This is a genomic window from Lunatibacter salilacus, from assembly GCF_009797935.1.
GTDB lineage: Bacteria > Bacteroidota > Bacteroidia > Cytophagales > Cyclobacteriaceae > Lunatibacter > Lunatibacter salilacus.
This window is the reverse complement of record NZ_VOLC01000012.1, coordinates 215,821-240,697: the sequence shown is the minus strand read 5'-3', so window position 1 is coordinate 240,697 and position 24,877 is coordinate 215,821. Positions and strand designations below refer to the sequence as shown.

Sequence of the window (24,877 nt, the reverse complement as noted above, 5' to 3'; positions counted from 1 at the left end):
TATCTTCCAACCAATCGACAGGGTAGGTGATTAACCCAAGAGCCGGGTTTCCACTTCCTTGGCCCATTTTCATATGGGTTCTGAAGTCATGCTTTTCCAGCCCGTCAAGATCAATATTCGAGATTGGACTTCCTTCTGCAAATGCATACGGACTGTTCCACGGAAAATCGGGAGCCAACGGATCCACACTCAAAAACTTCGATATTGTCGGATTATAGATCCTAAACCCATAGTCGTAGTTGTTCTGTCCGCCCCATTCGCCGCCGCCGTCGAGCTCCTTACCATTAAACCCGTATCGGTACGTACCCGCACAAAATGGTCATACCTGCCATCATACTTAATTCACAAACATCTCATCAACCAGCAGCAATGCCGCACCGCCTTTTCTACGACTCCAGTCCGGGATCTTTTCTACCGGTTTGGCAATAACTTTAAAGTAACGCCCGTCAAAGGCAGGGAAGTCACAGGTTACCAGCTCGATATAAGGCTTTCCCTCCGCTGAGGGTTGCTTTGGGGACATTTTTCCGACTAGCTTTAGATTGTCTGGATCATTACCGCCCCATACCTCTATGGATGCGGGAGGGAAAATGACCGTTTCCGGTTCTACCAGCACCCGCATAGCTATACTGCCTACCGATACCGCCTCGTGGTAGCGAAAAAGCAGTTCCATATTATTTCGTAAGAAACCTGCCCAATTATTCGCCCAGGCGGGGCTATTTGCATTGAAGGTTCCCATCTCACCGTCAAAGAATGTATTGGCACCGTTGGCAGGATGGACCCGATTTAAACGTGAAAGCAGGGTTACAGAGTCTGGCAGATGTCTATTTTGGTAAACATTGAAGGTCGCAACTTCGCTGCCCAACCATCCTTCCTTATAGGCTCTGGCCTTTACCAATTTTCCCTCTTCCAGAACTGTCTCCCCAAGGACAAAGACATCTGCATTTTCCCTATCCGGTTCCGAACCGTCTAGTGTAAAGCGAATCTCCACATCCCGTATCGGGTGCCCAATATTCAACATCATAGTATCTCGGAATATATTTGAAGCATTGGCTAACCGGGGAAGGTTTAACTGAAGCATATCCTCCGCAGTTTCTTCCCTGCCTGAGACCAATTCCAAACCTGGATAATCCCTTCTGAGATCGTCCAATTCCGCATAAGTAAGTGGTGTATTCCACAAAGTCAGCGTACGTAATCCGGGCATTTTCTCTGCCAAATCTTTTACGGATGCATAGTCAACCCCAGTCCCTGAAAGAGATAGGTGACGAAGTTGCTTTAGCCCTGCGAGTTCTACCAAGCCCGTGCCTGAGATTTCGGAGAAATTCAGATTCAAGCGGGAGAGATTCTCAAACCGGCCTATGGTCTTCAATTCGGAGTCGGTAACCGGCATCTTAGCCAGATGGAGTCCGACCACTTGTTCGCTAACAGCTATGAGCTCTTCCAATGAACTGGGCGTATATTTTGATGCATTAAATAGGGTTACATCAAGGGCTGGTGAATCCTTGGAAAGCGGAACGACTGATCGGTATTCTGTATTTAGATTCTGGACTGTACTTGGATCAGCGCTTGGGAAATCATAAGATGGCTCGGATGGAGTAGGGTTGAGAAAACTAACTGCCAACATCCGTAAGGAATCGGTAGCAGGAAGTGTTGCCACTCGCGTCTCGATTGGCAGGTTGGCTTTGACCCAGTATTCCAGCAGTGCCTTTTCACTGTCCGTAAGCTGGGGTTTTCCAGATGGAGGCATATGTTCTTCCTCCGATTCAGGAAGGTGGATTCGTTCCAAAAGCAGGCTTTCCTCCGGATTGCCATCAACAAAAAGTACCCCGTTCTTCCCTCCCCGGAGTAAGCCTTCTTCTGTGGTCATTACCAGTTCCCCTTTTGATTTGCTGGGGTTGTGGCAGGAGTTGCACTTCCTTTCCAAAACCGGAAGGATTAGGTGGTCAAACACCTGGGCCTCCTCAAAGGGCACGGTTACTGTCCTGGCTTGGAGTACAGGTCCTAAAATAAAGTTTTCTCCATGGGTAAGTGTTGCTCCAAAATGTCCTGCAAGAACAAGCGCTACCGCTGTCACTCCCGTTCCTATTCGGGCCACATTTTGCGTATAGCTCGGGTGGTTTCGGAAGGCATATAAAAGAGATGCCAGAAAAACCAACCCGGCTCCAGACCATTTATGCCAATCCAGTACGGCACTTCCGGCATATCCCTCTTCGAGCGATAAAAAGATACCCATCAGTGCGGCCACTAGTGCCGTGAGCACAGAAAATAGCAACAAATACCTTGTGAAGTTTTTATAAAATTCCAAGTTTCTGTATTCGGGAACGAATCGGAAGAATTCCATTAGAAGGGCAAGCAGAAGTAAAGCAACCGGAAAATGAAGCATCAGCGGATGCATCCTTCCGAAGGGCTGAAGCCACACCGGAATGGTAAGGTATGACTCAAACAAAAGGAAATAAAGCAACAGCACATTGCCTGCAAACAAAATTCCCTCAGCAATGCCAATTAGCCTGATTTTCATGTTTATATAGTTTGTTTTTTAGAGGTAACAACTTGCCCCGGTTTATCGGGCTAGCCTGTCCCGATTCTCGGGAGAATTTCGCAATGATATTCATCCCAGAGTGTGACGTTTTCGTCATGCCTGCCAGTCCTGTAGGCAGGCTCGATTTCATCTATCGGTTATTTCTATGGGTAGTCAAATTCTTTAAGCAATCAAGTCCTTGATCACATGACCGTGCACGTCAGTAAGCCTAAAGCGGCGTCCTAGGTGCTTATATATTAGCTTTTCATGGTCAAGCCCAAGCATGTGCAGCACAGTGGCCTGGAAATCGTGCACGTGTACCGGGTCTTTGACGACATTGTAGCTCAATTCGTCAGTTTCACCGTACACTAATCCGGGCTTCACTCCTCCCCCGGCCATCCATATGCTGAAGCAGCGTGGGTGGTGGTCTCTACCATAGTTGTCTGCTGTAAGCTTTCCCTGACTGTAACTGGTACGGCCAAATTCGCCGCCCCAAATCACCAATGTCTCATCAAGCAGTCCACGCTGCTTCAAGTCGGTAACTAACGCCGCTGATGCCTGATCTGTATCCTTTGCCTGGTGGGTAATCTCATAAGGAAGGTTATCGTGTTGGTCCCATCCCTGATGATACAGCTGTACGAATCGCACGCCATTTTCTGACAGTTTTCTGGCCATCAGGCAATTTGCCGCATAGGTTCCCGGAACCAAACAATCTGGACCATAGAGCTTGATAACTGAATCCGGCTCATTACCTAAATCCATGATTTCCGGTACGGTAGTCTGCATCCGGTAGGCCATTTCATATTGTTGAATTTTGGCGCTGATCTCAGGATCTCCATATTTGTCATAGGATAGCTGGTTAAGCTCGGCGATATTGTCTAGCATCACCCGGCGTTCATCCCGGCTCATTCCTTTGGGGTCTTTCAGATATAGGACGGGGTCCTCTCCGCTGCTAAACTGCACCCCTTGATGAACCGAGTCAAGAAAACCATTCGTCCAAAGCTTGGAATAGACACCCTGACCGTTGCCGATACCCCGGGAAAGAAGTACGGTGAACGCTGGAAGATTTTGGTTTTCACTGCCCAACCCATAACTTAGCCAGGCACCCATGCTGGGACGGTTGCCCTGCTGTGCTCCTGTCTGAAAGAAGGTAAGTGCGGGATCATGATTGATCGCCTCAGTATGCATGGACCGGACAATGCAAAGGTCATCTACAATCTTGGAGGTATAAGGAAACAGGTCACTGACCCAAGTTCCTGATTGGCCGTATTGTTGAAAATTTGAAAAAGAGCCCACAAGCGGAAAGGAGGATTGATTGGCCGTCATGCCTGTCAGCCGCTGGCCGCCACGCACGGAATCCGGAAGCTCCTGCCCTACCATCTCTTTTAGTTTCGGCTTGTAATCGAAGGATTCGATTTGGGAAGGGGCACCGTTTTGAAACAGGTAAATCACCCGCTTGGCTTTGGGGGCAAAGTCACGCAGTCCAGGTATCATAGATGCATCCATACTTCCGGTTCCCCGCATAAGGTCAGGCATTAGCAGGGATCCAAGAGCCACCCCACCCAATCCCAAACTCATCCGTGACAAAAAACGCCTTCTGTTTATGTTTAGCCGATGTTCAATTATGTCTTTTTCCATATCAAGTCTTAGAAATGGTTTCTTCTAGGTTATAAATAGCGGCTATCACCTGCATCAGGGAAGCCAATTTAATAGTATCCACGCCCTCCATATGAGGATATTCTCCCACATCCAGCAGATCGGAAGCTGCGGATTCGTCTAACACGGAAAGTCTTCCCGCATAATAATTCGTAAGAATAGATACCTCTTTTTCAGTAGCCTGTCGGCATACGATCGTCCGAAATGCACTTTTTATAATGACTTCCGGGTCTGCATTCTCCTTCAAGAGTTTGCTTGCCAATACCCGTGACGCCTCCAATACGGTGGGGTCATTGAGCATGACCAAGGCTTGGATAGGAGTATTTGTAATCAAACGTTCCACTTCACACTGATCGCGGTTGCTGCCGTCAAATACAGTCATCGCAGGCGGCGGTACTGTCCGTTTAATAAAATTGTACAACCCGCGCCGATAAAGCTCCGAACCGTGGTCCTGTTTGTAGACAGAAAGAATTCCCCGCCCTGAAGTGGCTCCTTCCCAAAGGCCGGAGGGCTGATAGGGCTTGGCACTGGGACCCCCAATTTCCTTATTAAGTAGTCCGCTGCTTGCCAATACCATATCCCGGACAAACTCCGCTTTCACACGGTAACGGGGCGCTCTGGTGAGTAAATTGTTGTCAGGATCCCGTTCAAGTTGCTTCTTGCTTACTACGGCCGACTGCATATAGGTAGCCGATGTTACCAGTTGCCGAACAAGCCGCTTCATGTCCCAGCCGTTTTCCCGTAGGTCAACTGCGAGCCAGTCCAGAAGCTCAGGATGGGTTGGGAGCGCACCCTGCATGCCAAAGTCACCGGGAGTGGTCACTATACCCTTACCAAATATTTCCTGCCATATCTGATTGACAAAAACACGGGATGTAAGTGGATTTTCTTCACTGAACATCCATTTGGCAAGCCCCAGTCTATTTTTTTCATATTCTGGACCAAAACGTAGGATAGATTCCGGCGTAAGGGGTTCCACGGGATCTGTAGGAAGGTCATAGATTCCCCTGTCCAGCACATAGGTAGGACGAATTGAGTCCAGTTCACCCATTACCGAAACGATCAAGTCTAGAGTGTCTTTTTTGTTTACAAAGGAAAGTATGGATTCAGCATCCTCGTTGCTGATATGCATAAAAGGTCTTTTGGCATAGGTCTCAGGGCCACCAACCACTGATTCTATCCCCTTTTCCTGTATGTTGTTAAAAAAGGAGTAAAGAGAATAATATTCTTTTTGGGAAATGGGGTCGTATTTGTGGTCGTGGCAGCCGGCACATTCCATGGTAATGCCAATCAGTGCCTTGCCAAATGTATTGGTACGGTCAGTAACATACATGACCCGGTACTCTTCATCTACGATACCTCCCTCTTCGGTGATTTTATGGTTTCGGTTGAATCCGGTAGCTAAAAGTTGTTCCTTACTCGCGTCCGGTATCAGGTCCCCGGCAAGCTGCCAGGTAATAAACTGGTCATAGGGCATGTTTTGGTTGAACGCATGGATCACCCAATCTCTCCATGGCCACTGACTTCTGTAGCTGTCGTCCTGAAATCCGTGGGAATCCGCAAATCTGGCGATATCCATCCAGTAAACGGCCATCTTTTCCCCATATGCTGGGCTGGATAGCAATTTGTCCACCAGTTTCTCATATGCCTCAGGAGAATTGTCGGCCAAAAAGGCGTCCATCTGCTCGACGCTAGGAGGCAATCCTGTCAGGTCCAAGCTCAGCCGCTTCAGAAGAGCTTCCTTGTCCGCGCGGGGATTTGGTTTCATTCCGGATTCTTCCTGCATCGCCAAAATAAAATAATCCACCTCATTGACAGGCCAGTCTGATTGGGAGACAGCTGGCAATTCCGGCTTTCCTGGTGGAACAAATGCCCAGTGAGGCTCGTAAACAGCTCCCTGACGCACCCATTTTTCAATCATACGGATTTCCCGATCCGTTAGCTTTAAGTTGGATTCGGGCGGTGGCATCTGAATAGAGGGATCATCAGAGAGTAAACGTCGGTAGGCTTCTGATTCCCTTGGTTTTCCTGGAACTAGGGCATGCGCTCCAGGTGTCTCCGAAAGGGCCTTATACGCCTCCTCTCCAATGTCCAGTCGCAATCCCGCCTCACGCTTATTTGCGTCAGGGCCATGGCAGGCAAAGCAGTTGTCAGAAAGAATGGGACGGATATGAAAATTGTAGCTGATTTGGTCGGGGATTTTTGCTGTTTCAACTCCACTATCCTCGCCGGATTTACATGATGGGAAGAGGAATATAGCCATAGCTATTGCTGTTCCCAATTGATATAATCGCTTATGCATAAATTCTGTGATTCCTTGATCAACCCAAGGTTCTCTTAGGTGTTTTTTGGGTATTAATGATTATCTATGGGCTAATGTAAGCAAATAATGCTTCCTTGTCCATTTAAATCCGAAAATTCTACTGAGCTTGCCAGAATTTTTGTTGAGTGGAAATATAGTGGTATTAAATATAATTATTTCCCCTCCGTTTATCTCTTTAAAAAATCAAAGAAACTGATCAACTGCATCTTCGCCCGAATTGACTGCCCCCTCCATAAACCCTTGCCAATCTGCCAAGTGCTCCCCGGCAAAGTGAACGGACCGAAAGGACTTGCGTAGAACTGGCATTACCTGGGACCATTGTCCGATACCATACTTGGCATAGGCCCCATACGAATAAGGATCCTTTCCCCAATAATATTTCATGTCGGACAGGACATACTTGTTCAAATCTCCAAAGGCTGGCTTCAAAGATTCCAATACCAATTGCCTTCTGCGCTCTGCAGGTTGGGCGTTAAGAACGTCTGCTTTGTCCCCTACTGAATAGGATATCAACACACCCTCCTTTCCGGGTTGGTCTTTGGTGCCATGATAGAAATAATGGCCCGCGTCATCAGTTACACAGTCAAAGTTTTCCGTCCCCCAAAACCGCTCTGAAAAAACAACGGGGAATTTACCTATACGCGCATATTGGAGGCTGTGCAGTGCCTCGGTAAGTGATGACGGCAATCCTGGATTCCAATTCATTTTCAGCACCGAGTAGGTTGGAGCTGTACATATCAATCGGTCTGCAGTAAAGGTCTTACCATCTTGACAAATTAGTGTAACACCTTGCTTCCCCTGGTTGACGGTCTGAACGGCGTGACTAAGGTGTATGTTCTCTGAACCTATAGCATCCGCCATTTTCTTGGCCAACAATCCATTTCCACCTATAATCTTAAAATCCATTTCGTTTTTGTCGCTACTTTCCGCATATTCACACATTGCTGAATACGCTGAAACGCTGCGGATGGTCTCCCCAAAATCCGTACTATCCAGTAATTCCCGTATGTCAAGGTCCCTATCGGAAAAACCCCTCAGTGAAAGAAAACGCCACCAGTCCATCTTGTCCATTCCAGCTTTGTCTTTGGAAGAAAGCTCCTCCCAAAACGTCCGTCTTTTATCCCAAAAACTTTCCATATCATCGGAAAGCTTCCATTCATTCGCCTTCGAATATCCTCCTTGATAAATAAGATGCGTATCAAATTGATTGTTGCGCAGTTCTAAGCCAAACTCCTGACATAGTTCGATGACCCGTTCATGGGATTTCCCTACCCATTCGGCACCGAGTTCAATCACAAGGTCCTTTTCTTTTAGTGGGCTATGGGAATACACCCTTCCCCCTACCCTATTTCTGGCTTCCAATATGGTTACCCGGATGCCCTCCTTTTTCAATTTATAGGCAGCTGCCAAACCCGCGAACCCTGCCCCGATAACAAGCACATGTTTGGGCTTTTTAGGCTTTACGGGCATGGAAAAGCTTTCATTGGGTAATGCCAAGGCACCACCTAGCAAAGCGGTAGCATGAAGAAATTCTCTGCGTTTCATAAAAATAGTTAATTAAAATGTTGTCGAATATAATAATTCCATCTATTTAAACAGTATTGAATACAAAAAATAAACAGAAAAAATGTTTGGGATAAGGTTAACCATTTTTTCTCTCTTAACTATTGAGCAATATTAAGTATCAAAAATCTGGAGAGGTTGAAATAATTCAGACTGGCCTACGTAAATTGACAGAGATTGGAGGCATCATTGTTACATGAGATCATCCACTGACCTTCTGAGATCTCGCTGCAGCGCAACGGGCAAGCCACTCATAATCAAAAGCGTCAATACTTCCGAAACGATCCAATCTAAATTCGGAAAAATCAAACGGGTTGACACTGCCGGCAGCTAGGGAAGCAATTCCCAGTCCTACCCCTCCAGCCACAGAAATACCCGCACCGCAGCAACCCGAAGCCACCAACAGTCCTTGTACCCCAGGAACCTCACCCAAGACTAATTGTCCATCGGGTGTGTAACCGGAAAAACCTGCCATGAAATGTCTGATTCTGGTATCGTATAATTTCGGGAAAAATCGGGCCAGTTTGGCTCCATTTTCGGCAAGGTCATCCCTTCCTTCATCGGGACTAAAAGCGTAAGCAGCGAGGTCTTTTGGTAAATCTGCGGGGGAGGTTACCATGGATTTACTTTCCCGAATGCCTATGATCAGGGCTCCTGAATCCGGTCTGGTATAGGCTTGGGCATCCGGAAGCAGCACCATAGGCGAGTTGGGTGGAAAATATTCAGCCTTTTGCGTAATCCAATATTGACTGCGAACGGGCGCCATAGGAAGCCCAAATCCCGCCTGATTGGCCAATATAGGTGCCCAAACCCCTGCCGCGTCCACCACAACCGGAGCAGACATTTTCCCTTCCGAGGTGTTAATACCAACTACCCTATTTTTATCTATTAGCAACGCCTTTACTTCGATACCCTGTTTTAAAATGGCTCTCTGTTGTTGCGCACAGCGTGCAAAAAATGTCCCCAGAAGATACGGGTCACAAAATCCCTCCCCGGACATAAGGGCTATTTTCAACAAGTCGTCAGTTTTCAGCCAGGGAACTAGGTGGTTGGCTTCACCTGACGAAAGGGTTGATACTTCTCTATCAAACTCACTGCCAATTCCTTCTAATTCAACCAACGCATTCACTGTTTGTTCGCTGGCTGCCACATGTAGCATCCCGACACATTGCATTCCCAAGGATTCGTTCAAGTCCTTTTCTAAAAGAGAAATCACTTTATAGGTTTCCAAAGAAAGTGGAATATAGGACCGCTTGGGCCGCACCACGGTCATCAAGGCTGCTGCCCTGCTCGTAGCCCCACTGTTCAGTCCATTCCGTTCCAACAACACTACCTTCTTCCCGGGATTGTCACGGGAATAATAATACGCTATCGCACATCCGAATATGCCACCGCCTACAATAATCAGATCCGCCTTTTCCATGATAGTGATGCTTTTAACCTCTTACCAGGGAATTGAAAAGGTTTTGACATAAGTAAACCCTTTCATAGCTTCTATTACCCCTTCTTTGATACCTAATCCAGAGTCTTTAATTCCACCAAATGGCGATGATTCAATGCGGTATCCCGGAACCTCATTGATATTGACTGTACCTACCTGAAGTTCCTTTACAAACCGAATGGCCAATTCCATATTTTGGGTAAGTACACCCGAGGAAAGACCAAATGCGGTGCTGTTGGAAAGTGCGATGGCATCCGTAACATCCGTGAAAGTAAGAATCGGTGCCAATGGGCCAAAGGATTCCTGAACGACCATTTGCGCATCCCTCGGTACATTATCGATTACAGTAGGTTCCATTAAAGCTCCTGTCCGTTTTCCTCCCAAGAGCACATTGGCTCCTTTAGCAACCGCCTTATTTACAACATCTTCCAGGTAAATGGCTGCCGCTTCATTGATAACGGTCCCTACGACCGTATCGGGATCCAAGGGATCTCCTGAAGTATAAGTCTTGGCTTTTTCAAGAAACTTCTCCAAAAATTTCTCCTTTATAGATTCCTGCACCAAAATGCGTTTAACAGCTGTGCAACGTTGTCCGCTATTTCTGAATGCACCCTCCGCAGCCAAAAAAGCAGCCTGATCCAGATCGGCATCCTCCAGGATTATTAAGGGGTCGTTACCGCCCAATTCCAAAATTAATTTCTTATATCCGACGCTATTGGCAATATGCTTACCCACAGCCACACTCCCTGTAAAGGAAACCAATTCGACCCGGGGATCTTTGACCAATTTTTCAGCCACTTCCTTGGTTGGTCCCAGTAACACACTCAGCATATAAGGAGGTAATCCAGCTTTATACAAAAGCTCCACCAATTTGATGGCCGTAAGCGGTGTTTTTTCGGAGGGCTTTAGAATTACAGGTGTCCCAGTAGCTATTGCGGGGGCTATTTTATGAATGACCTGATTTAATGGATGGTTAAATGGAGTAATTGCAACGGCCAAATTTAAAGGCTCCCTTACAGTAAAAATCTTCCTGTTCTTTCCGTTGGGGGATATGTCACAGGAAAATACCTGTCCGTCATCCTTTAGGGATTCCATGGCGGCAAAAAGCAGCACGTCATGGGCACGTTTGGTCTCATACATCGCTTCGCGTATCGCCAAACCGGACTCCAAACTGATGGTTCTTGCAAAGTCTTCCTGGTTTTCCATCAGCAGTTGCCGTGTTTTGTCCAAAATGGTAAAACGGTCATACCTGCTTGTAACCTCACCCTTCGCCAATGCCACACTAATTGCCGCTTCCACATCATGGCTATCGGCCAACGTAACGGTGCCAACCAGTGTTCCATTATAGGGACTGAAAACTTCCAACAATGAATCGGATTGGATTTTTTTTCCCGCGATATAGCTGCTTAGATGCTGCGGCTGAATGTCATATTTTTTTTCACTGCTACCCATGGCTTCTATATGTTGGTTCCATTTATTGTGAAATCAAACACATCAAAATTTCTCGGATCTCCCATCGCTTTTCGCTTATAGGTATCATTGAGAGGATGGGAAATCAGTAAAGGAACCATTTCTTCATAGCGCCCTCCATGTGACCGAAGGGTTCCGTCCAATGCCTTTAGGTCGTGGTCGTTTGGCGTTTTTCCGACAACCACATCCCGGCCTGACAATACAAACAAATCTCCCGTTCGGTCAAAAGGTTGCTCCAAGATACGGCACCCGATTTCTTTGTCATAGACTTCCGAAATACCGGATTGAACGGAAAGCCAGTTTTTTACTTCCGGTATGATTTGCTGATCATCAATATGGACAACCACATACGAGCCCAATGCACCGTGATGCTTGACGTAGGGGTCCGTAATGGGACAAATAACCCGGAATCCTGTACCGAATTTTTCAGTAAGCATGGTTTCTATATACAGTACATTTGGAGTACCCTCAGCGGTAATCTTGGCATTCATTCCGTGGTCGGCAGTTGCGCCTATAATGGCACCCAGCGCTAATAATTTACCCAATTCCCGGTCCTGATCTTCATAAAATTTCAGGGATTCTTCCGCATCCGGCGCATACGTATGCTGCATATAGTCGGTCAAAGAGAGGTACAAAAAATCTGCCATGCCTTTTTCAATCAAAGCCACCCCGGCTCGAAGCACAAAAAGACTTGCTTCAGGACTGTAAATGGCAGGAGTTTGGTAACCGACAACATCTTCCACCTTTTCAATTCCATGTGTGTCCATTTTTGCCTGGTTGGCTTTTTCGGCGGAAAACGCAATTCCCCCATCGAGTTTGTAAGAAAGGATATCCCTAAGTTTCTCTTTGGCAGTCACCACTGCCACTTTTCTGCCGGCATTAGCCGCTGCCGCCAAAATAGTATCCCGACGCAGATAGCTGGACGAGTTCATCATTACTTCTTCGTCTTTTTCTTTATCGTAAAAAAAATTGCCACAGATACCATGTTCAGCAGGAGTCACTCCCGTGACAATGGAAGAATTGTTTACATTGGTAAAGGAAGGCAATGCCCCACGTACCATCCCCCTATATCCCTGCCTAGCTATTTTTTTAATATTCGGAAGACGATCAAAGGCCATATTGGAATCCAAATACTCATCTGCCGAGCCGTCCATGCAGATCACTACGATGGGCTTAGGCGCTGGATGATAAGTTTTATCATTTACTGTAAAGGGATTAGACTGGATGGGGTTTGACATAATAACTTCTATTTTTGCTTACTAATTTCTTTAAATATCACGCTTAACTTTGATTTAATGCAGGCCGAAGCGCTAATAGACCTTTCAATATTTTATAACTTTCTTAAAAAATTGGTATTGTAAAGGACATAAATGCCCGACAAAGGTAAACAATGTTTACAAATACTAAGCAGTGAGTTGAGAATTTTGCTCTAGGGTGTAGGTTTTTTCATCAATCATTCTTTAACCAAAATGCCCTATATTTGACTTTTATTTAAAGCCAGCCTATGGAAGATTATGTCCTAATACAAATCAGTAACAAGATTAAAAACCTTCGGAAATCCAAAAATTTCACTGTACAGGATTTGGCGGACAAGGCTGGAGTAAGTAAGGGGTTAATTTCCCAGATAGAAAATAGCCGTACCATTCCCTCTCTCCTTGTTTTGATACAGATAATCAAAGCACTGGAAATTGACTTTACAGAGTTTTTCAGCGATTTATCCATGAATGAAAAAGGCTTAAACATACTTGTAAAGCGAAAAGAAGAATACGAATTCTTTGAAAAAGAGACGTCTGAGGGCTATAGCTACTACCGTATTTTCACGAAAAGCTTTGCCAATACCACCATTGACATTGTGTTGTTGGAAATAATGCCGGGGTCCACCCGGGATTACGTAACCACCGATGCCTACGAATACAAATTTATGGTTTCCGGATCTATCACCTACGACTTTAAAACCCAGCGTATTTCGCTAAATGAGGGGGATTCAATCCTTTTTGACGGGAATATCGCCCATAATCCCATCAACGAGGGAACGGTTCCCGCCAAAATGTTGGTCATTTATTTTTTTAAGGGATAGAGCTAACCCATTATTTCAGAACAATTTGTTTCCCTTCTCTGGATGACTGGTAAATCCCGAGGATTAGCGCCAACGATTGTCTGGCATCTTCGCCCGTTACCATAGGTTCCCTGTTATCCCTAACTGCATCCACCATGTCCTGCACTTGCCCCAAGTGAAGTCGGTAATCAATAGCCATGGGATCAGAAGCACCGCTGCCCCCAACTTCTGAAGTAGGCAAATCCCCAGTGGATCCGGATACGTTCCAGGTCACAATTTTACCGGCTTCTAGAATAACATTTCCCTTTTCCCCATAAATTTCCAACCGTTCGGGATTGCCTGGATAAAGGGCAGTACCTCCGGTAATCGTCCCAAGAGCGCCGCTCTTAAAATTTATTAAAGCCGCTCCCACATCTTCTCCCTCAATGTCATGGACCATTGTTCTTACCTGACCATAGACGGCCCTTGCCTCTCCCATAATATCCAGCAACAAATCAATGGTATGGACCCCTTGGTTGATTAAGGCAGCACCACCGTCACCGACCAGGGTGCCTTTCCAGCTGCTGCTGCTGTAATACGAAGGGTCCCGATACCAATTAATAGCGGCGGTGCCCATTAGCAGTTTTCCCAAAAGCCCTTGATTTACGGCTTCCTTCAATTGCAGATAACCAGGTTTAAGCCTGTTTTGAAAAATCACCCCCAACTTCACTCCCGCAGACTTACAGGCCTGGATCAACTCATCCGCTCGGGCTACGCTTACTTCAATGGGTTTTTCCAATAAAATATGTTTGCCAGCTTTTGCAGCCGCAATTGCAGGCTCTAGGTGATTTCCACTATGGGTACAGATCGCAACGATGTCTATCTCCTTTCTTTGGAAAAATTTGTCCAATTCATGGTCAGCAGGAACTCCAAACTTTTTAGCTGCTTCAGTTGCCCTTTCTTGTGTTGAGCTGCAAACTGCCACCAGTTCTGCATCGTCACAGGCATTAATTGCCGCTGCGTGTAAGCCGGCAATAGCCCCTGTTCCGATTATTCCAAATCCCAATTTTTTCTTGCTCATACGTTCTGGTAGTTATTTTCATCTGTTTATAATTCTTTTTTCAATGGTCAGATGGAATCTCGCAATTATAATCATCCCACTGTGTGACGGGAACGTCATGCTCGATTTCTTAGCATTGATTTTGTCATTTCCTCCATCACCCAATTGGTTCGTGCCGCACTGATTCCTGTACTTGGGGATTTCCCCTTTCCGAGCAATTCTTCGACTATGTGGGTGATAAGGTGAAATTGGATGTGTTCGGGCATTTCAAAGGTAAAACGTTCTTTTACGCCGTTGTCAGTTTCCAAATCCACATAGGTTTCCCAAAAGGACGGGTAACTGATTTTGCCTTTGCTTCCTATAATAGTCGTCAGGTCCAGCTTCGCTACTTCTGAGGTGGTAAAGCACCAAGTCCCTGAACCCATTACCCCGGACTCAAATTTGAATGAAGCCGACACGATATCTTCTACTGCATACCATCCGGCCTGGTTACTGGCAATAGCACTTACTTCCTTGATCGGTCCTAAGAGAAAATCTAAATAGTCTAGCTGATGGGACCCCAAATCATAAAAGTACCCACCGCCTGCGATTTCCGGATCAATGCGCCAGTTTACGTTGATATCGTCCTTTACATCAGGATGGGCCGGTTGGTTCATGACCACTTGAACATAGCGTACCTCTCCTATGGTACCTGCTTCGATCAGAGATTTTATTTTCAAAAAATTTGGCAATGTCCTGCGATAATATGCCACAAAAAGCGGCACTCCTGCGTCTTCACATACCTTAATCATCTCAAGGCATTCGGCGTGATTTCTTGCCATCGGCTTTTCGACATAAACTGGCTTACCCGCCATTGCAACCTTTTTAGTGTATTCTAAGTGGGAGCTGGGCGGAGTTGCGATGTAGACTGCATTGACATTAGGGTCATTTATCAGCTGGTCCGCCTCATCGTACCAAGTGGGCACCTTATGCCGCTCGGCATAATCTTTCGCCTTGGCTCCGTCCCTGCGCATTACTGCAACGAGTTTCGAGTTGGGTATTTTTTTCATGGCGGGTGCACTTTTCTTTTCGCAGACGCTGCCTACGCCGATTACCCCCCAACGGACTTCGTTATCCTGAAATTTTTTCATAGACTTAAACTTACCAAAAATTAAACGAACTATTAATACCTCAAACTTTTCAGGTATGCAATGGATTGAGGCACTTGCTTAAAGTAGGTGGGGCTTTCGTCTTCGATGTAATAATGTTCGATAGCAGATTTTTTGGCTGCTTTTAGGATAGCGGGAAGGTCTAATTGCCCGGTGCCCAAAGCCACGTCGTTTTCCACCGGCGTTCCACCCGACATATTTCCTTCCACACCTTTTTTGAGGTCTTTAAGGTGCATCAGCTTAAAGCGTTTAGGATACTTCTTAATAAGTGCCGCAGGGTCTACACCCGGAAAAAACGTCCACAATATATCGATCTCGTAGCTCACATATTTGGGGTCAGTTTCCTTCATCATCAGGTCAAAAAGTGTCCCTTTTTTATGGGGGTGGAACTCATACCCATGATTGTGGTAGCAAAATGTAAGACCGAATTCGTCTTTCAATATTTTTCCGGCGGTATTGAAATCTTTTGATGCTTTTAGCGCATCTTCTTCATCAAAGGGCGCATCATGTGGGATCCAGGCCACCCGGACAAACTTCGCACCTAGGGTCTTTGCGTTTTGACCCACTTCTCTTGTTTTGGTAGTCAGGTCCGGGTAACTTACTCCGAAAGAGGAGCAGAACATGTCCCGTTCGTCAAGGAGTTTCCGGAGTTCTGCGGCAGTTTTACCAAAGAGATTGGAGAACTCCATGTCTTTGATACCCATCTGTTGCAGGGTGTCAAGGGTTTTTGCCACATCCTTTTGAAAACTGTGGCGGTAAGTATAGGAAACCATGCCCGGCATATCGGGAAAAAGGGGCTTGCCCTGTCGGGCAACTGATTGGTACACAATTGAAAGAAATATCAAACAGATAAAATACAGGTTTTTCATGGGATTATAGTGAGGTGAACAACGGTCTAAAATTAGAAAAAAATATATCGAACTGGTTGTTTTACTTAATTTATTCGACAGAATTCCGATTTTTTGAACCATAGGAGACATAATGGTTCAGAATTAGACATAGAAAACCTATATGCGGTTAATTATTTTTAAACCATATGAGACATATAAGTTCATAGAAGAATGAGGTGCTATCTTTAAGCTGTTCCATACCATATATGGTTTTAAATTACTACCATTCAACTTTTTCAATCCATTGAATTCAAAATAATAACTAATAAGTTATCCTAGTACTTTTTACGATGAGATTACACATCTACTTCTACAAGTAACGTTGAACCTTCCAAAATGCGTAAACAAGAAATATAAATAACAGTCATCCAGGGTGTAAGTCGTCCATAAACGCACCCAACGAATAATTTCCCGTATAAGATTTGAATATCTGATGAAAAAGTATGACTTTAGACAACAAATACGTCATAAAATTTTTATGGGTATGAAACAGCTAATAGTGTAAATAAAGATTGAAAAAAATGTGAAAACTTTAAACCCAAATTATTATGTCCATGCAATCGATCAATCATCCTAGATCTTACCTCACACTTATTGTATTGTTTTTAGTAGGGTTCCAAGCGGTAGGACAGGTCACAACCATTTCTGGAAAAGTAGTAGAATCGAACTCCAATGATCCTTTAATTGGAGTCAATATTTTGGTCAAAGGTAAGGTACTGGGTACAATTACGGACATGAATGGGGAATTCAATCTTCGGGTAAATCAGGACCCTCCTTTAACGCTCGTGTTTTCAATGGTCGGGTTTGCCTCACAGGAGCAGGTGGTGACTGAAAATAACGCTACTGGTATTAGTATCCAATTAGAAGAGCAGATGTTTTTGGGCCAGGAGGTGGTTGTATCTGCTTCGAGAGTTGAAGAAAGTATTTTGCAGTCCCCGGTATCTATCGAAAAAATGGATATTCTGGCAGTAAGAGAAACGGCCAGTGATACGTACTATAAAGCAATTGCCAATCTGAAGGGAGTGGATGTGACTACTTCATCAGTAAATTTTCAGATCCTAAATGCACGGGGATTTAATTCCACAGGGAATACCCGTTTTGTTCAACTGACTGATGGCATGGATACACAAGCACCTGCCTTAAATTTTCCCATTGGAAATCTCAATGGACCCTCAGAATTGGATGTGGAAAGTCTTGAGTTAATACCTGGGGCCTCATCTGCCCTATACGGCCCGAATGCGTTTAACGGTATTTTGCTGGTAAACAGTAAAAGTCCATTTGACTATCAGGGAGTTAGTGCTTTTTATAAACAAGGATTTAATCACTTTGGGGGCCGGCCGGGAGAACCGCAGTCACCCCAGCCTATGTATGAAGGGGCTATACGGTATGCTCATGCTTTTAATAATAAGGTTGCCTTTAAAATTAACGCTTCATTTATGGAGGCTGAAGATTGGTATGGTACAGACCGCACGGATCTTAACAGGGAAGCACAGGGAGGATTGCCTTTCAACCCCGGAGAAAATCTCGTCCATGTATTTGGTGACGAAGTTTCAAACAATATCGGCCTACTTCGAAACGTGGGTGCTATTCAAACGCAAGCCAATGCACTTGGAATTGGCGGATATATCGGTAGCATTCCGGACCAAATCGTATCCCGAACCGGATATGATGAGCGTAATTTAGTAGACTACGGGGCAAAGAACTATAAACTCAACGGAGCCCTGCATTACAGGATAACGGACCGGGCGGAATTATCTTACACACTTAATTACGGTTCAGGAACGTCTGTATACACCGGGGCACAACGGTATTCACTTAATAATTTTAACATCACACAGCATAAGCTGGAATTACGGGGAGATAACTTTTTCCTCAGGACCTATACCACAAGGGAGAATTCTGGAGATTCTTACATTGCCGATTTGACTGGCGTAAATATCAATGATGCATGGAAAGGAAACTCACAGTGGTTTGGGGAGTATACCCTAAATTACATGGGGGCATTAGCAATGCAACAGGTTGCACCAGGTACAATGGGTTCCATACAACAGCAAGCAACAGCTCATCAAATTGCCCGATCACAAGCCGACATCGGACGCTACGAACCGGGTTCTGCTGCGTTTGATGCGGAGACGAGAACAGTAAGGGGAGTGGAAATTCCCGCTGGTTCTTTGTTTAATGATCGATCCCGAATGAACATGGTCGAGGGCCAATATGACTTCAAAAACGAAATAGACTTTATGGATTTACAGGTAGGTGGTTCCTATCGGGTCTATGAATTAAGGTCCAATGGAACCATATTTGCCGATGTAGAAGGGAATGAAATTACGATCCAGGAATTAGGTGCGTTTGCACAAGGGTCAAAGCGGGTCCTCCAAGATAAACTGAAAATTACCGGATCTATACGATACGATAAAAATGAAAATTTTGAAGGACAATTCAGCCCGAGAATATCCGGGGTGTATACAGAGGGAAATAGCAATTTTAGATTATCCTACCAAACTGGTTTCCGTATGCCTACTACACAGGCGCAACATATTGACCTCAACGTAGTTTCCGCCCGGCTGATTGGAGGATTGCCTTTCTATAGAGAAAAATACAGGATTTACGATAATGCGTTTACCCTTGGGTCTGTCCAACAATACACGGCCGCAGTCGGTGCTGGAGCCAGCCCTGTTGCTCCTGAGGCAACCGCTCTACTCCAAGTGGCAGAACCCTTGCCAGACCTAAGACCGGAGCAGGTTAGATCTACGGAGGTAGGTTATAAAGGACTTTTGAATAATAATAGGTTGTTAATTGATCTTGCGTATTATTATAATGACTATTCCGATTTTATTGCCCAGACCGCTGTCCGTAAGGCTCCAGGGCCAGTTTACCCAGGGGCAGGCATGACTACAGACCAGGGAGCAATCAACGCCATCAATGCCCCCTCCCTCCTAACCCCAATCACTACACCTGGTCAGGAAAACACATTCCAAACCTATACGAACATCATCGATGAGAATGTAAAAGCACACGGAGCTGCTATTGGAATTACCTATAACCTCCCAAAAAATTACAGTATCAGTGGAAACTATAATTATAATAAATTACTAACCGATCTAGATCCAAACTTATTGCTTGGATTCAATACTCCGGAGCACAAGACCAACATCATGTTTGGAAATCGAAAACTAACCCAAAACCTCGGTTTTAACGTAGCTTATAGGTATCAAACCGGATTCTACTGGGAATCAACCTTTGCGGTCGGGGATGTGCCCGAGTTTCACAATGTAGATGCTCAGGTAAGTTACAAAGTCAGCAATCTTAAGACCATCGTCAAGTTGGGTGGATCGAATATCTTCAATAATCGATACATTATGAATTTTGGAGGACCTACCCTGGGTGCAATCTATTACCTTTCTATCACTTTTGACGAGTTATTAAACTAACCTACGAAACGATGAAAAAACTATATAGATTTTCCGCCATTATTCTCCTGATTATAGGTTTTTCCTGCCAATATGATTTTCCGGAAACGCCTATAATCGAACCCACATCGGGGGAGGCAGACTTTACAAAAATGATCAGTATAGGCTCGTCCATTACTGCTGGCGTAATGGATGGTGCCTTGTACAACCGTTCACAGCAAAATTCCTTTGCCGTTATCCTCGCGGAACAAATGAAAGCTGTTGGAGGTGGGGATTTTAATGTACCTGATATCAATGCTGAAGTTGGTTACTTTGGGCCAGGACCTGGCGGTATTGCGTTGGGCCGGCTCATCCTCCGCATTAATCCCAACACAGGAAGCATTCAGCCTGAACCTATAGTACCAGGTAATCCTATTGCGGCCTATGCCGGAAATAAAAGCGCGTTAAATAATTTCGGCGTAAACCGGATTTCACTCGGTACCTCGTTAATACCGGAAACAGGCAATGCCGCACAGCCCAATCATCCGGCTTTCAATCCTGAATATGCCCGTTTTGCCAGCAATCCTGGAACTTCGACCTTGGTGGGAGATGCGGCGGCGGCGCTTGCTGACGGAGGAACCTTTTTTACTTTTTGGCTCGGGAAAAATGATGTTTTAGGATATGCACTTCTGGGCGGATCCAATCCGGCAATATTAACTTCAGACCAGCAATTCGCTGCGTTGTACACTGCTGCTTTGGGAACGATGCTTCAAGCGAATCCAAACGCCAAAGGAGCGGTTGCCAACATCCCAAATCTCAATGTATTACCCTATTTTAACTTAGTACCTTGGAATGCATTACCATTGTCATCTGGCCAAGTTACTCTTATCAATCCAAACTATCTGCCTTACAACGCGGGTTTGATGCAAGCGGAGCAAATGCAACTTATTACACAGGAGGAGCGGATTTTAAGAACTATTCAATTTCAACCAGGCCAAAATGGATTCGTAATGGAAGATGAAACCCTCACAAACCTCACTGCCTTGGGTTTGCCATCCATACGACAAAGTAATTCCAATGACAAGGCTACGCTGACACTTTCCCAGGTTCTTGGGCAAACTGTGGGAAGCCCGTTGAATATTCGTGGGGTTTCGATACCTATAGAAGATGAATATGTATTAATCCCATCGGAACAGGCTGAAATAGCAGCTAAAATCAATACGTTTAATGGTGTCATTAGCGCAGCCGTACAATCCAATTCAGATAGGTTGGTTTTGGTAAATATTAATCAACTTCTACAGTCAGCACTTGAAGGCTCACTACAAGCCAATGGGGTGACGCTTAACGCATCTATCGCACCTCCAAATGGAGGTTTCTCCGCTGATGGAGTACACCCAAACAACCGGGGAAGTGCGTTTGCCGCCAACCACTTTATTGATGCAATAAATGAAAAATGGGGATCAACCATCCCCAGGGTAAATCCAAACTCATTTATGGGCAACGATTTGCCACGATAGAAACTTCAAGATGAAATAAATGGGGAACCACAAAGGGCGCAAAGGCGCGAAGATCGCAAAGGTTAAATATTTTAGATTACTCTACGGTTACAAAAAGAAACCATAGATTCTATCGGACGATTGAAATAAACCTTAGTGTACTTTTGTGCCCCCTTGATTTCCGCTGTGGCCTTTTTTGAACCACATAGTTCACAGTAGTTCACATAGAATTATTCGGAAAATATTATTCAGTGTCTGAAGTCAAAGCTATGTGCACTATGCGCCCTATGTGGCAAATTTCCATTATAATAATTTTCAACCTAACCACCTAGAAAAGAGAGCTTCAAAAATAACTTTTTGCTTCTTTGTGTACTTCGAGGTCATCCCTTTTGCACTTCGTGCCTCCTTTGTGTCCTTAGTGGTCATTCCCTTTTTATACTGTACCAGTTTTATTTTAACGTAGCAAGATAACTCACCAAATCCCTAATCTCCCGGCGGTCAAGGTACTGCTTCATGTCGGGCATACTTGAGGGTGCGTCATTTCGGAGGACTATATGCTCTTTTAAAACCACCGTATCCGGCTTATTCCCCATTTTTACGGTGACGCTATTGTTGTTTTCAGCAGCTAAAATTCCAGCCAGTTTCTGATCATCCTTTAAATCCAGTATAACCACTCCAAAACCAGGTGCCAACCGTTTGCTGGGATCAATAAGTGCTTCCAACAACTCTTTCCGGCTCAACTGACTTCCAATCCCATTCAATCTGGGGCCGGCATTTCCGCCAAAATCATCATAAGAATGGCATTTTATACATTGCCCCGTGGGATGTTGGAACATAATTCTTCGCCCTCGTTGAGGATCTCCCCCATACATGCTTCCGCTATAAGATGCAAGCAGGTCGTCTCCACTTCGATTGGATCGAATTTCATTGTATCTTGCTGTTAAGCTTGGCTCGTCGAGGTTTTCAAGCGCTTCGATAAGTTCCAATTCTATTTCCGGCGCAAGTTTTTCCGCTTCCAATAGATTCAAAACATTTTCAAATACAGGTTTGGCCTGTTCTAAATCTAATTTACCCAATGAAAGTAGTGCGGCTTGTTTTTCTTCAACTGTTTGTTTTACTATTACATCTGCCAATAGATTGGCTTTCAATTGTTCCGAAATTTCAAGTTGCTCGATAAGGCCCAATCCGGCTACCCGCACCGATAAGACAGCGTCTGAAAGGGCAGATTCAATCGCTTTATCCACGGGTACTTCTTTCATGGTCGTGATACCTACCAAGCTAGCTTCCCGCACCCCAGGCGATGGGTCTTTTTCCAGCATGGCAAACAATCGATCTGACGCATCAGAAATATTGAGTTTTGCGATTGATCTAACTGCGGCAATTCTGATTTCCTCATCAGAAGCAGCCAGCAATTCCATAATTACATCCTTTGATGCCAATCGTAAGGGGTTTGGATCTCTTTCTATTTCGCCTCTAAATCTCCCGTCTACCCGGTCCAACACGGACGGCTTTGCCCAAGTGCCCAATGCCTCCATCGCCTCTATTTTCATGGCTTTAGGAACTTGGGCATTGCTTAGATACGAGATCAGATTATTCATACATTGCTCATTTCCTACCCTTAGATTCGCATTGATTGCCCTTCGAATGATGGGTTCCGAGCTGAATTTGGTAGTTGTTAGAATTCCGGCCAATGCAGGCAACGCATCGGGAATTGAAAGATCGTCATTAATCGCCCTGGCAGCTTCGGCTACAATATATTCCTCCGAATCATTTAAAAATTCTGCTACACCGGCATGCCCCATTCTACGTAAAGCCAATACTGCTGCTGTTCTTACCGCCTTGGAGGGATGGTCCTTAAGATTCACTATCGGTGCAACGTTTCCAATCCGCGCAAGTGCAAGACTTCCGGCATGACGCAAATATACATCCGAGTCGTTGTTCTCTTCAAGCATTTGAATAAGAGGATCCACGGCACCAGCATATTCAATTCTACCCAATGCCTCTGCCGCAAAAAACCTCACCCTGCTGTTTGAATCTTTCAGCAAAGATAACAAGTCTTTACCCGCCTGACTTAAGCGAATATCTCCGATCCATTTCGCTGCTTGAGCCCTAATTTCTTCATCAGAATCTTTTAGAAACGGAATTAGTTCGGCACCAACTTGTTCGTCCTTCCCAGCTATTTGCGAGAGTCCCCAAATGGCATGAATCCTAGACATCCTGTTTTCTTTTTGGCTAAGTTGTTCCTTAAAAACCACCACGCCTTCATTGCCTTTTTTCGCAAGTGCAAACTGGGCTTTCCTCCTAATTCGCTGATCTGCGTGACCTAACAATTTCCCCAATTGAACAGCTTCCTTGTCATGGAAATTCTGGCGGATTAATTCCGCCGTGTTTTCCCGTTCCGCGGTAAACGCACCTTGTGTAAGATCCATTTTCCAGATTCTTCCATATCCCTTGTTAACCCAGCCATCAATCCAGTCTGAAAAATAAAGCGCCCCGTCAGGTCCAAAATCCATTCCGGTGGCCAATATCCCCCCCATAAGCTGCTCGGTTTTCACAAGCTCAAATCCGGCCCCTTTTGGTTTTAATTTAAACCCATGAATTCCAGATCTGGCAGGATTTCCGGCAAACTCGGCTACAAAGAATGTATTTTGCCATTTAGGCCCCAGAGCTGTACCTGGGTTATATAACATACCAGTGGGACCATTGACATAATTTGCTATAGTGGGAATATAATATGCGGCTTTATCCGGAGAATTTGGAGTAGCCATGTTTTCATCCATCCACACCTTATAATTGTTGTTATCCGGATCCCTGTATTTGCCAAACTGCCAGTTAATCCTCCAACCTGTGTCTGATCCATTCACCAAATACACGATTCTTTCCCGCTCGCCACTGTGATCTCCATCATTGTCCACACTGATCAAATTTGCGAATTCGTCAAATACAAATTCATGGGTATTACGGACACCATGTGCAAAAACCTCGAAATCGCTTCCGTCTGTATTGCAGCGAACAACAACTCCTTCGTTTGGAAAATGCCATTTCTTACCGGTCGCATCTGTGCCTGAAAACCCGATATCGCCTATTCCCCAATAGATTTTTCCTTCCGGACCAACGGTTAGGCCGGACATGTTATGCCCGCCAAATCCGATATGAACGCCAAAACCATGCATTAGGGAAACTTTGGTATCCATTAATCCATCACCGTTAGTATCAGTCAGCTTCCAAAGATCGGGCGCAACCCCGACAAACAGTTCTCCTTCATGAAAAAGCACTGCTCCAGCCACATCTGTAACTTCGTCGTGAAAATCTTCAACTACCAACTGGGCCAAATCAGCCAACCCCGAACCATCCGTATCTTCCAGTCTGTAGATATTTTCCTTTTCCACTGTAAGATCCTTCCAATCGTGGGAACCATCTCCGTTAATATCTGGCAACCATTTATTCTTGGCACTATTTTCAGGGCTTAATTCTTCATGGATAAAGCTCTTTCGATCCGCAACTGATTGCATTTTAATGGATTGTATTTCCCAATCCTGATGACTTCGTATGTCAAACTCCGAAATTTTCCTTCTGTTAGTTCGGGAATAGAAAAGCCTACCTTCTGAATCAAAGCGCATGGAAATAGGGTCAGCCACCAAGGAATCGGTAGCCCAAACACTGAGTTGAAAGTCCTCATGAAGCTCAGGCTTTACCATAGATTCCACCGTAGCAGCTTGTACGCGGGCATCTTCCAATGACAGGGTCTTAATTTTTAGATCAACGGGTTCCTGTTTGCAGGCGCTTAGTGCGATGAAAAAAATAAGCAAACCCGTCAGGTTTTGGAAAGGTTTTCGTGTAATTTCTACTTTCTTACGATTCATATTTGTAAATAAACAAGCCAACTTGGGC

Annotated in this window: 14 protein-coding genes and 1 pseudogene; 3 read left to right on the top strand and 12 right to left on the bottom strand. The window is 45.1% G+C overall.

Going from position 1 to position 24,877, the window contains the following annotated elements; genetic code table 11:
- From FQ608_RS17010 to phnA, 8 genes and pseudogenes are all read right to left on the bottom strand, one after another.
- Nucleotides 1-238, bottom strand: a pseudogene (locus FQ608_RS17010) (RHS repeat domain-containing protein); the annotation flags it as partial.
- A gap of 99 nt (nt 239-337) precedes the next feature.
- Nucleotides 338-2,515, bottom strand: coding sequence for a c-type cytochrome domain-containing protein (locus FQ608_RS17005; protein ID WP_158859516.1), 2,178 nt, complete (start codon nt 2,513-2,515; stop codon nt 338-340).
- Between the two features lie 183 nt (nt 2,516-2,698).
- Nucleotides 2,699-4,153 carry a DUF1501 domain-containing protein gene (locus FQ608_RS17000; protein WP_158859514.1) on the bottom strand — a complete coding sequence of 485 codons (1,455 nt, stop codon included), beginning with the start codon at nt 4,151-4,153 and terminating at the stop codon, nt 2,699-2,701.
- A gap of 1 nt (nt 4,154) precedes the next feature.
- On the bottom strand, nt 4,155-6,473 hold the full coding sequence (locus FQ608_RS16995) for a PSD1 and planctomycete cytochrome C domain-containing protein (protein WP_158859513.1): 2,319 nt from the start codon (nt 6,471-6,473) through the stop codon (nt 4,155-4,157).
- 204 nt (nt 6,474-6,677) lie between these two features.
- Complete coding sequence (locus FQ608_RS16990; protein WP_158859511.1) at nt 6,678-8,039, bottom strand: flavin monoamine oxidase family protein; 1,362 nt, start codon at nt 8,037-8,039, stop codon at nt 6,678-6,680.
- A gap of 220 nt (nt 8,040-8,259) precedes the next feature.
- A complete protein-coding gene (locus FQ608_RS16985; RefSeq protein WP_158859508.1) occupies nt 8,260-9,480 on the bottom strand; it encodes an NAD(P)/FAD-dependent oxidoreductase in 1,221 nt (406 codons plus the stop codon).
- Nucleotides 9,481-9,501: 21 nt separating this feature from the next.
- The gene (gene phnY / locus FQ608_RS16980) at nt 9,502-10,950 is read right to left on the bottom strand and encodes a phosphonoacetaldehyde dehydrogenase (protein WP_158859506.1); all 1,449 of its coding nucleotides are present in this window, start codon (nt 10,948-10,950) and stop codon (nt 9,502-9,504) included.
- Nucleotides 10,951-10,955: 5 nt separating this feature from the next.
- A complete protein-coding gene (phnA, locus tag FQ608_RS16975) occupies nt 10,956-12,206 on the bottom strand; it encodes a phosphonoacetate hydrolase (RefSeq protein WP_158859504.1) in 1,251 nt (416 codons plus the stop codon).
- Nucleotides 12,207-12,472: 266 nt separating this feature from the next.
- On the opposite strand from phnA, the gene FQ608_RS16970 reads away from it, so the two are divergent.
- Nucleotides 12,473-13,045, top strand: a complete 573-nt coding sequence (locus tag FQ608_RS16970) for a helix-turn-helix domain-containing protein (RefSeq protein WP_158859502.1) — start codon at nt 12,473-12,475, stop codon at nt 13,043-13,045.
- Nucleotides 13,046-13,055: 10 nt separating this feature from the next.
- Here FQ608_RS16970 and FQ608_RS16965 read toward each other — a convergent pair whose 3' ends face one another.
- The 3 genes from FQ608_RS16965 to FQ608_RS16955 all read right to left on the bottom strand — a co-directional run bounded on the left by FQ608_RS16965 (nt 13,056) and on the right by FQ608_RS16955 (nt 16,080).
- On the bottom strand, nt 13,056-14,084 hold the full coding sequence (locus tag FQ608_RS16965; RefSeq protein ID WP_158859500.1) for a Gfo/Idh/MocA family protein: 1,029 nt from the start codon (nt 14,082-14,084) through the stop codon (nt 13,056-13,058).
- A 95-nt stretch (nt 14,085-14,179) separates the two neighbouring features.
- Nucleotides 14,180-15,193, bottom strand: coding sequence for a Gfo/Idh/MocA family protein (locus FQ608_RS16960; RefSeq protein ID WP_158859498.1), 1,014 nt, complete (start codon nt 15,191-15,193; stop codon nt 14,180-14,182).
- 32 nt (nt 15,194-15,225) lie between these two features.
- Nucleotides 15,226-16,080, bottom strand: a complete 855-nt coding sequence (locus FQ608_RS16955; RefSeq protein WP_158859497.1) for a sugar phosphate isomerase/epimerase family protein — start codon at nt 16,078-16,080, stop codon at nt 15,226-15,228.
- A 569-nt stretch (nt 16,081-16,649) separates the two neighbouring features.
- Between FQ608_RS16955 and FQ608_RS16950 the strand changes: the two genes are divergently transcribed.
- The gene (locus FQ608_RS16950; protein ID WP_158859495.1) at nt 16,650-19,532 is read left to right on the top strand and encodes a TonB-dependent receptor; all 2,883 of its coding nucleotides are present in this window, start codon (nt 16,650-16,652) and stop codon (nt 19,530-19,532) included.
- A gap of 11 nt (nt 19,533-19,543) precedes the next feature.
- Complete coding sequence (locus FQ608_RS16945; protein WP_158859493.1) at nt 19,544-21,007, top strand: hypothetical protein; 1,464 nt, start codon at nt 19,544-19,546, stop codon at nt 21,005-21,007.
- Between the two features lie 428 nt (nt 21,008-21,435).
- Here the strand turns inward: FQ608_RS16945 and FQ608_RS16940 are convergent, their stop codons facing one another.
- Nucleotides 21,436-24,849 carry a HEAT repeat domain-containing protein gene (locus FQ608_RS16940; protein WP_158859491.1) on the bottom strand — a complete coding sequence of 1,138 codons (3,414 nt, stop codon included), beginning with the start codon at nt 24,847-24,849 and terminating at the stop codon, nt 21,436-21,438.
- Nucleotides 24,850-24,877: the final 28 nt, after the last annotated feature.

Excerpts from the sequence above, each read along its gene's own strand:
- FQ608_RS16960 (WP_158859498.1), bottom strand. The coding sequence starts at position 15,193 with ATGAAAAAATTTCAGGATAACGAAGTCCGTTGGGGGGTAATCGGCGTA.
- FQ608_RS16945 (WP_158859493.1), top strand. The coding sequence starts at position 19,544 with ATGAAAAAACTATATAGATTTTCCGCCATTATTCTCCTGATTATAGGT.
- phnY (WP_158859506.1), bottom strand. The coding sequence starts at position 10,950 with ATGGGTAGCAGTGAAAAAAAATATGACATTCAGCCGCAGCATCTAAGC.
- FQ608_RS16965 (WP_158859500.1), bottom strand. The coding sequence starts at position 14,084 with ATGAGCAAGAAAAAATTGGGATTTGGAATAATCGGAACAGGGGCTATT.
- FQ608_RS16940 (WP_158859491.1), bottom strand. The coding sequence starts at position 24,849 with ATGAATCGTAAGAAAGTAGAAATTACACGAAAACCTTTCCAAAACCTG.
- FQ608_RS17005 (WP_158859516.1), bottom strand. The coding sequence starts at position 2,515 with ATGAAAATCAGGCTAATTGGCATTGCTGAGGGAATTTTGTTTGCAGGC.
- FQ608_RS16985 (WP_158859508.1), bottom strand. The coding sequence starts at position 9,480 with ATGGAAAAGGCGGATCTGATTATTGTAGGCGGTGGCATATTCGGATGT.
- FQ608_RS17000 (WP_158859514.1), bottom strand. The coding sequence starts at position 4,153 with ATGGAAAAAGACATAATTGAACATCGGCTAAACATAAACAGAAGGCGT.
- FQ608_RS16990 (WP_158859511.1), bottom strand. The coding sequence starts at position 8,039 with ATGAAACGCAGAGAATTTCTTCATGCTACCGCTTTGCTAGGTGGTGCC.
- FQ608_RS16955 (WP_158859497.1), bottom strand. The coding sequence starts at position 16,080 with ATGAAAAACCTGTATTTTATCTGTTTGATATTTCTTTCAATTGTGTAC.
- FQ608_RS16995 (WP_158859513.1), bottom strand. The coding sequence starts at position 6,473 with ATGCATAAGCGATTATATCAATTGGGAACAGCAATAGCTATGGCTATA.
- FQ608_RS16970 (WP_158859502.1), top strand. The coding sequence starts at position 12,473 with ATGGAAGATTATGTCCTAATACAAATCAGTAACAAGATTAAAAACCTT.
- FQ608_RS16950 (WP_158859495.1), top strand. The coding sequence starts at position 16,650 with ATGTCCATGCAATCGATCAATCATCCTAGATCTTACCTCACACTTATT.
- phnA (WP_158859504.1), bottom strand. The coding sequence starts at position 12,206 with ATGTCAAACCCCATCCAGTCTAATCCCTTTACAGTAAATGATAAAACT.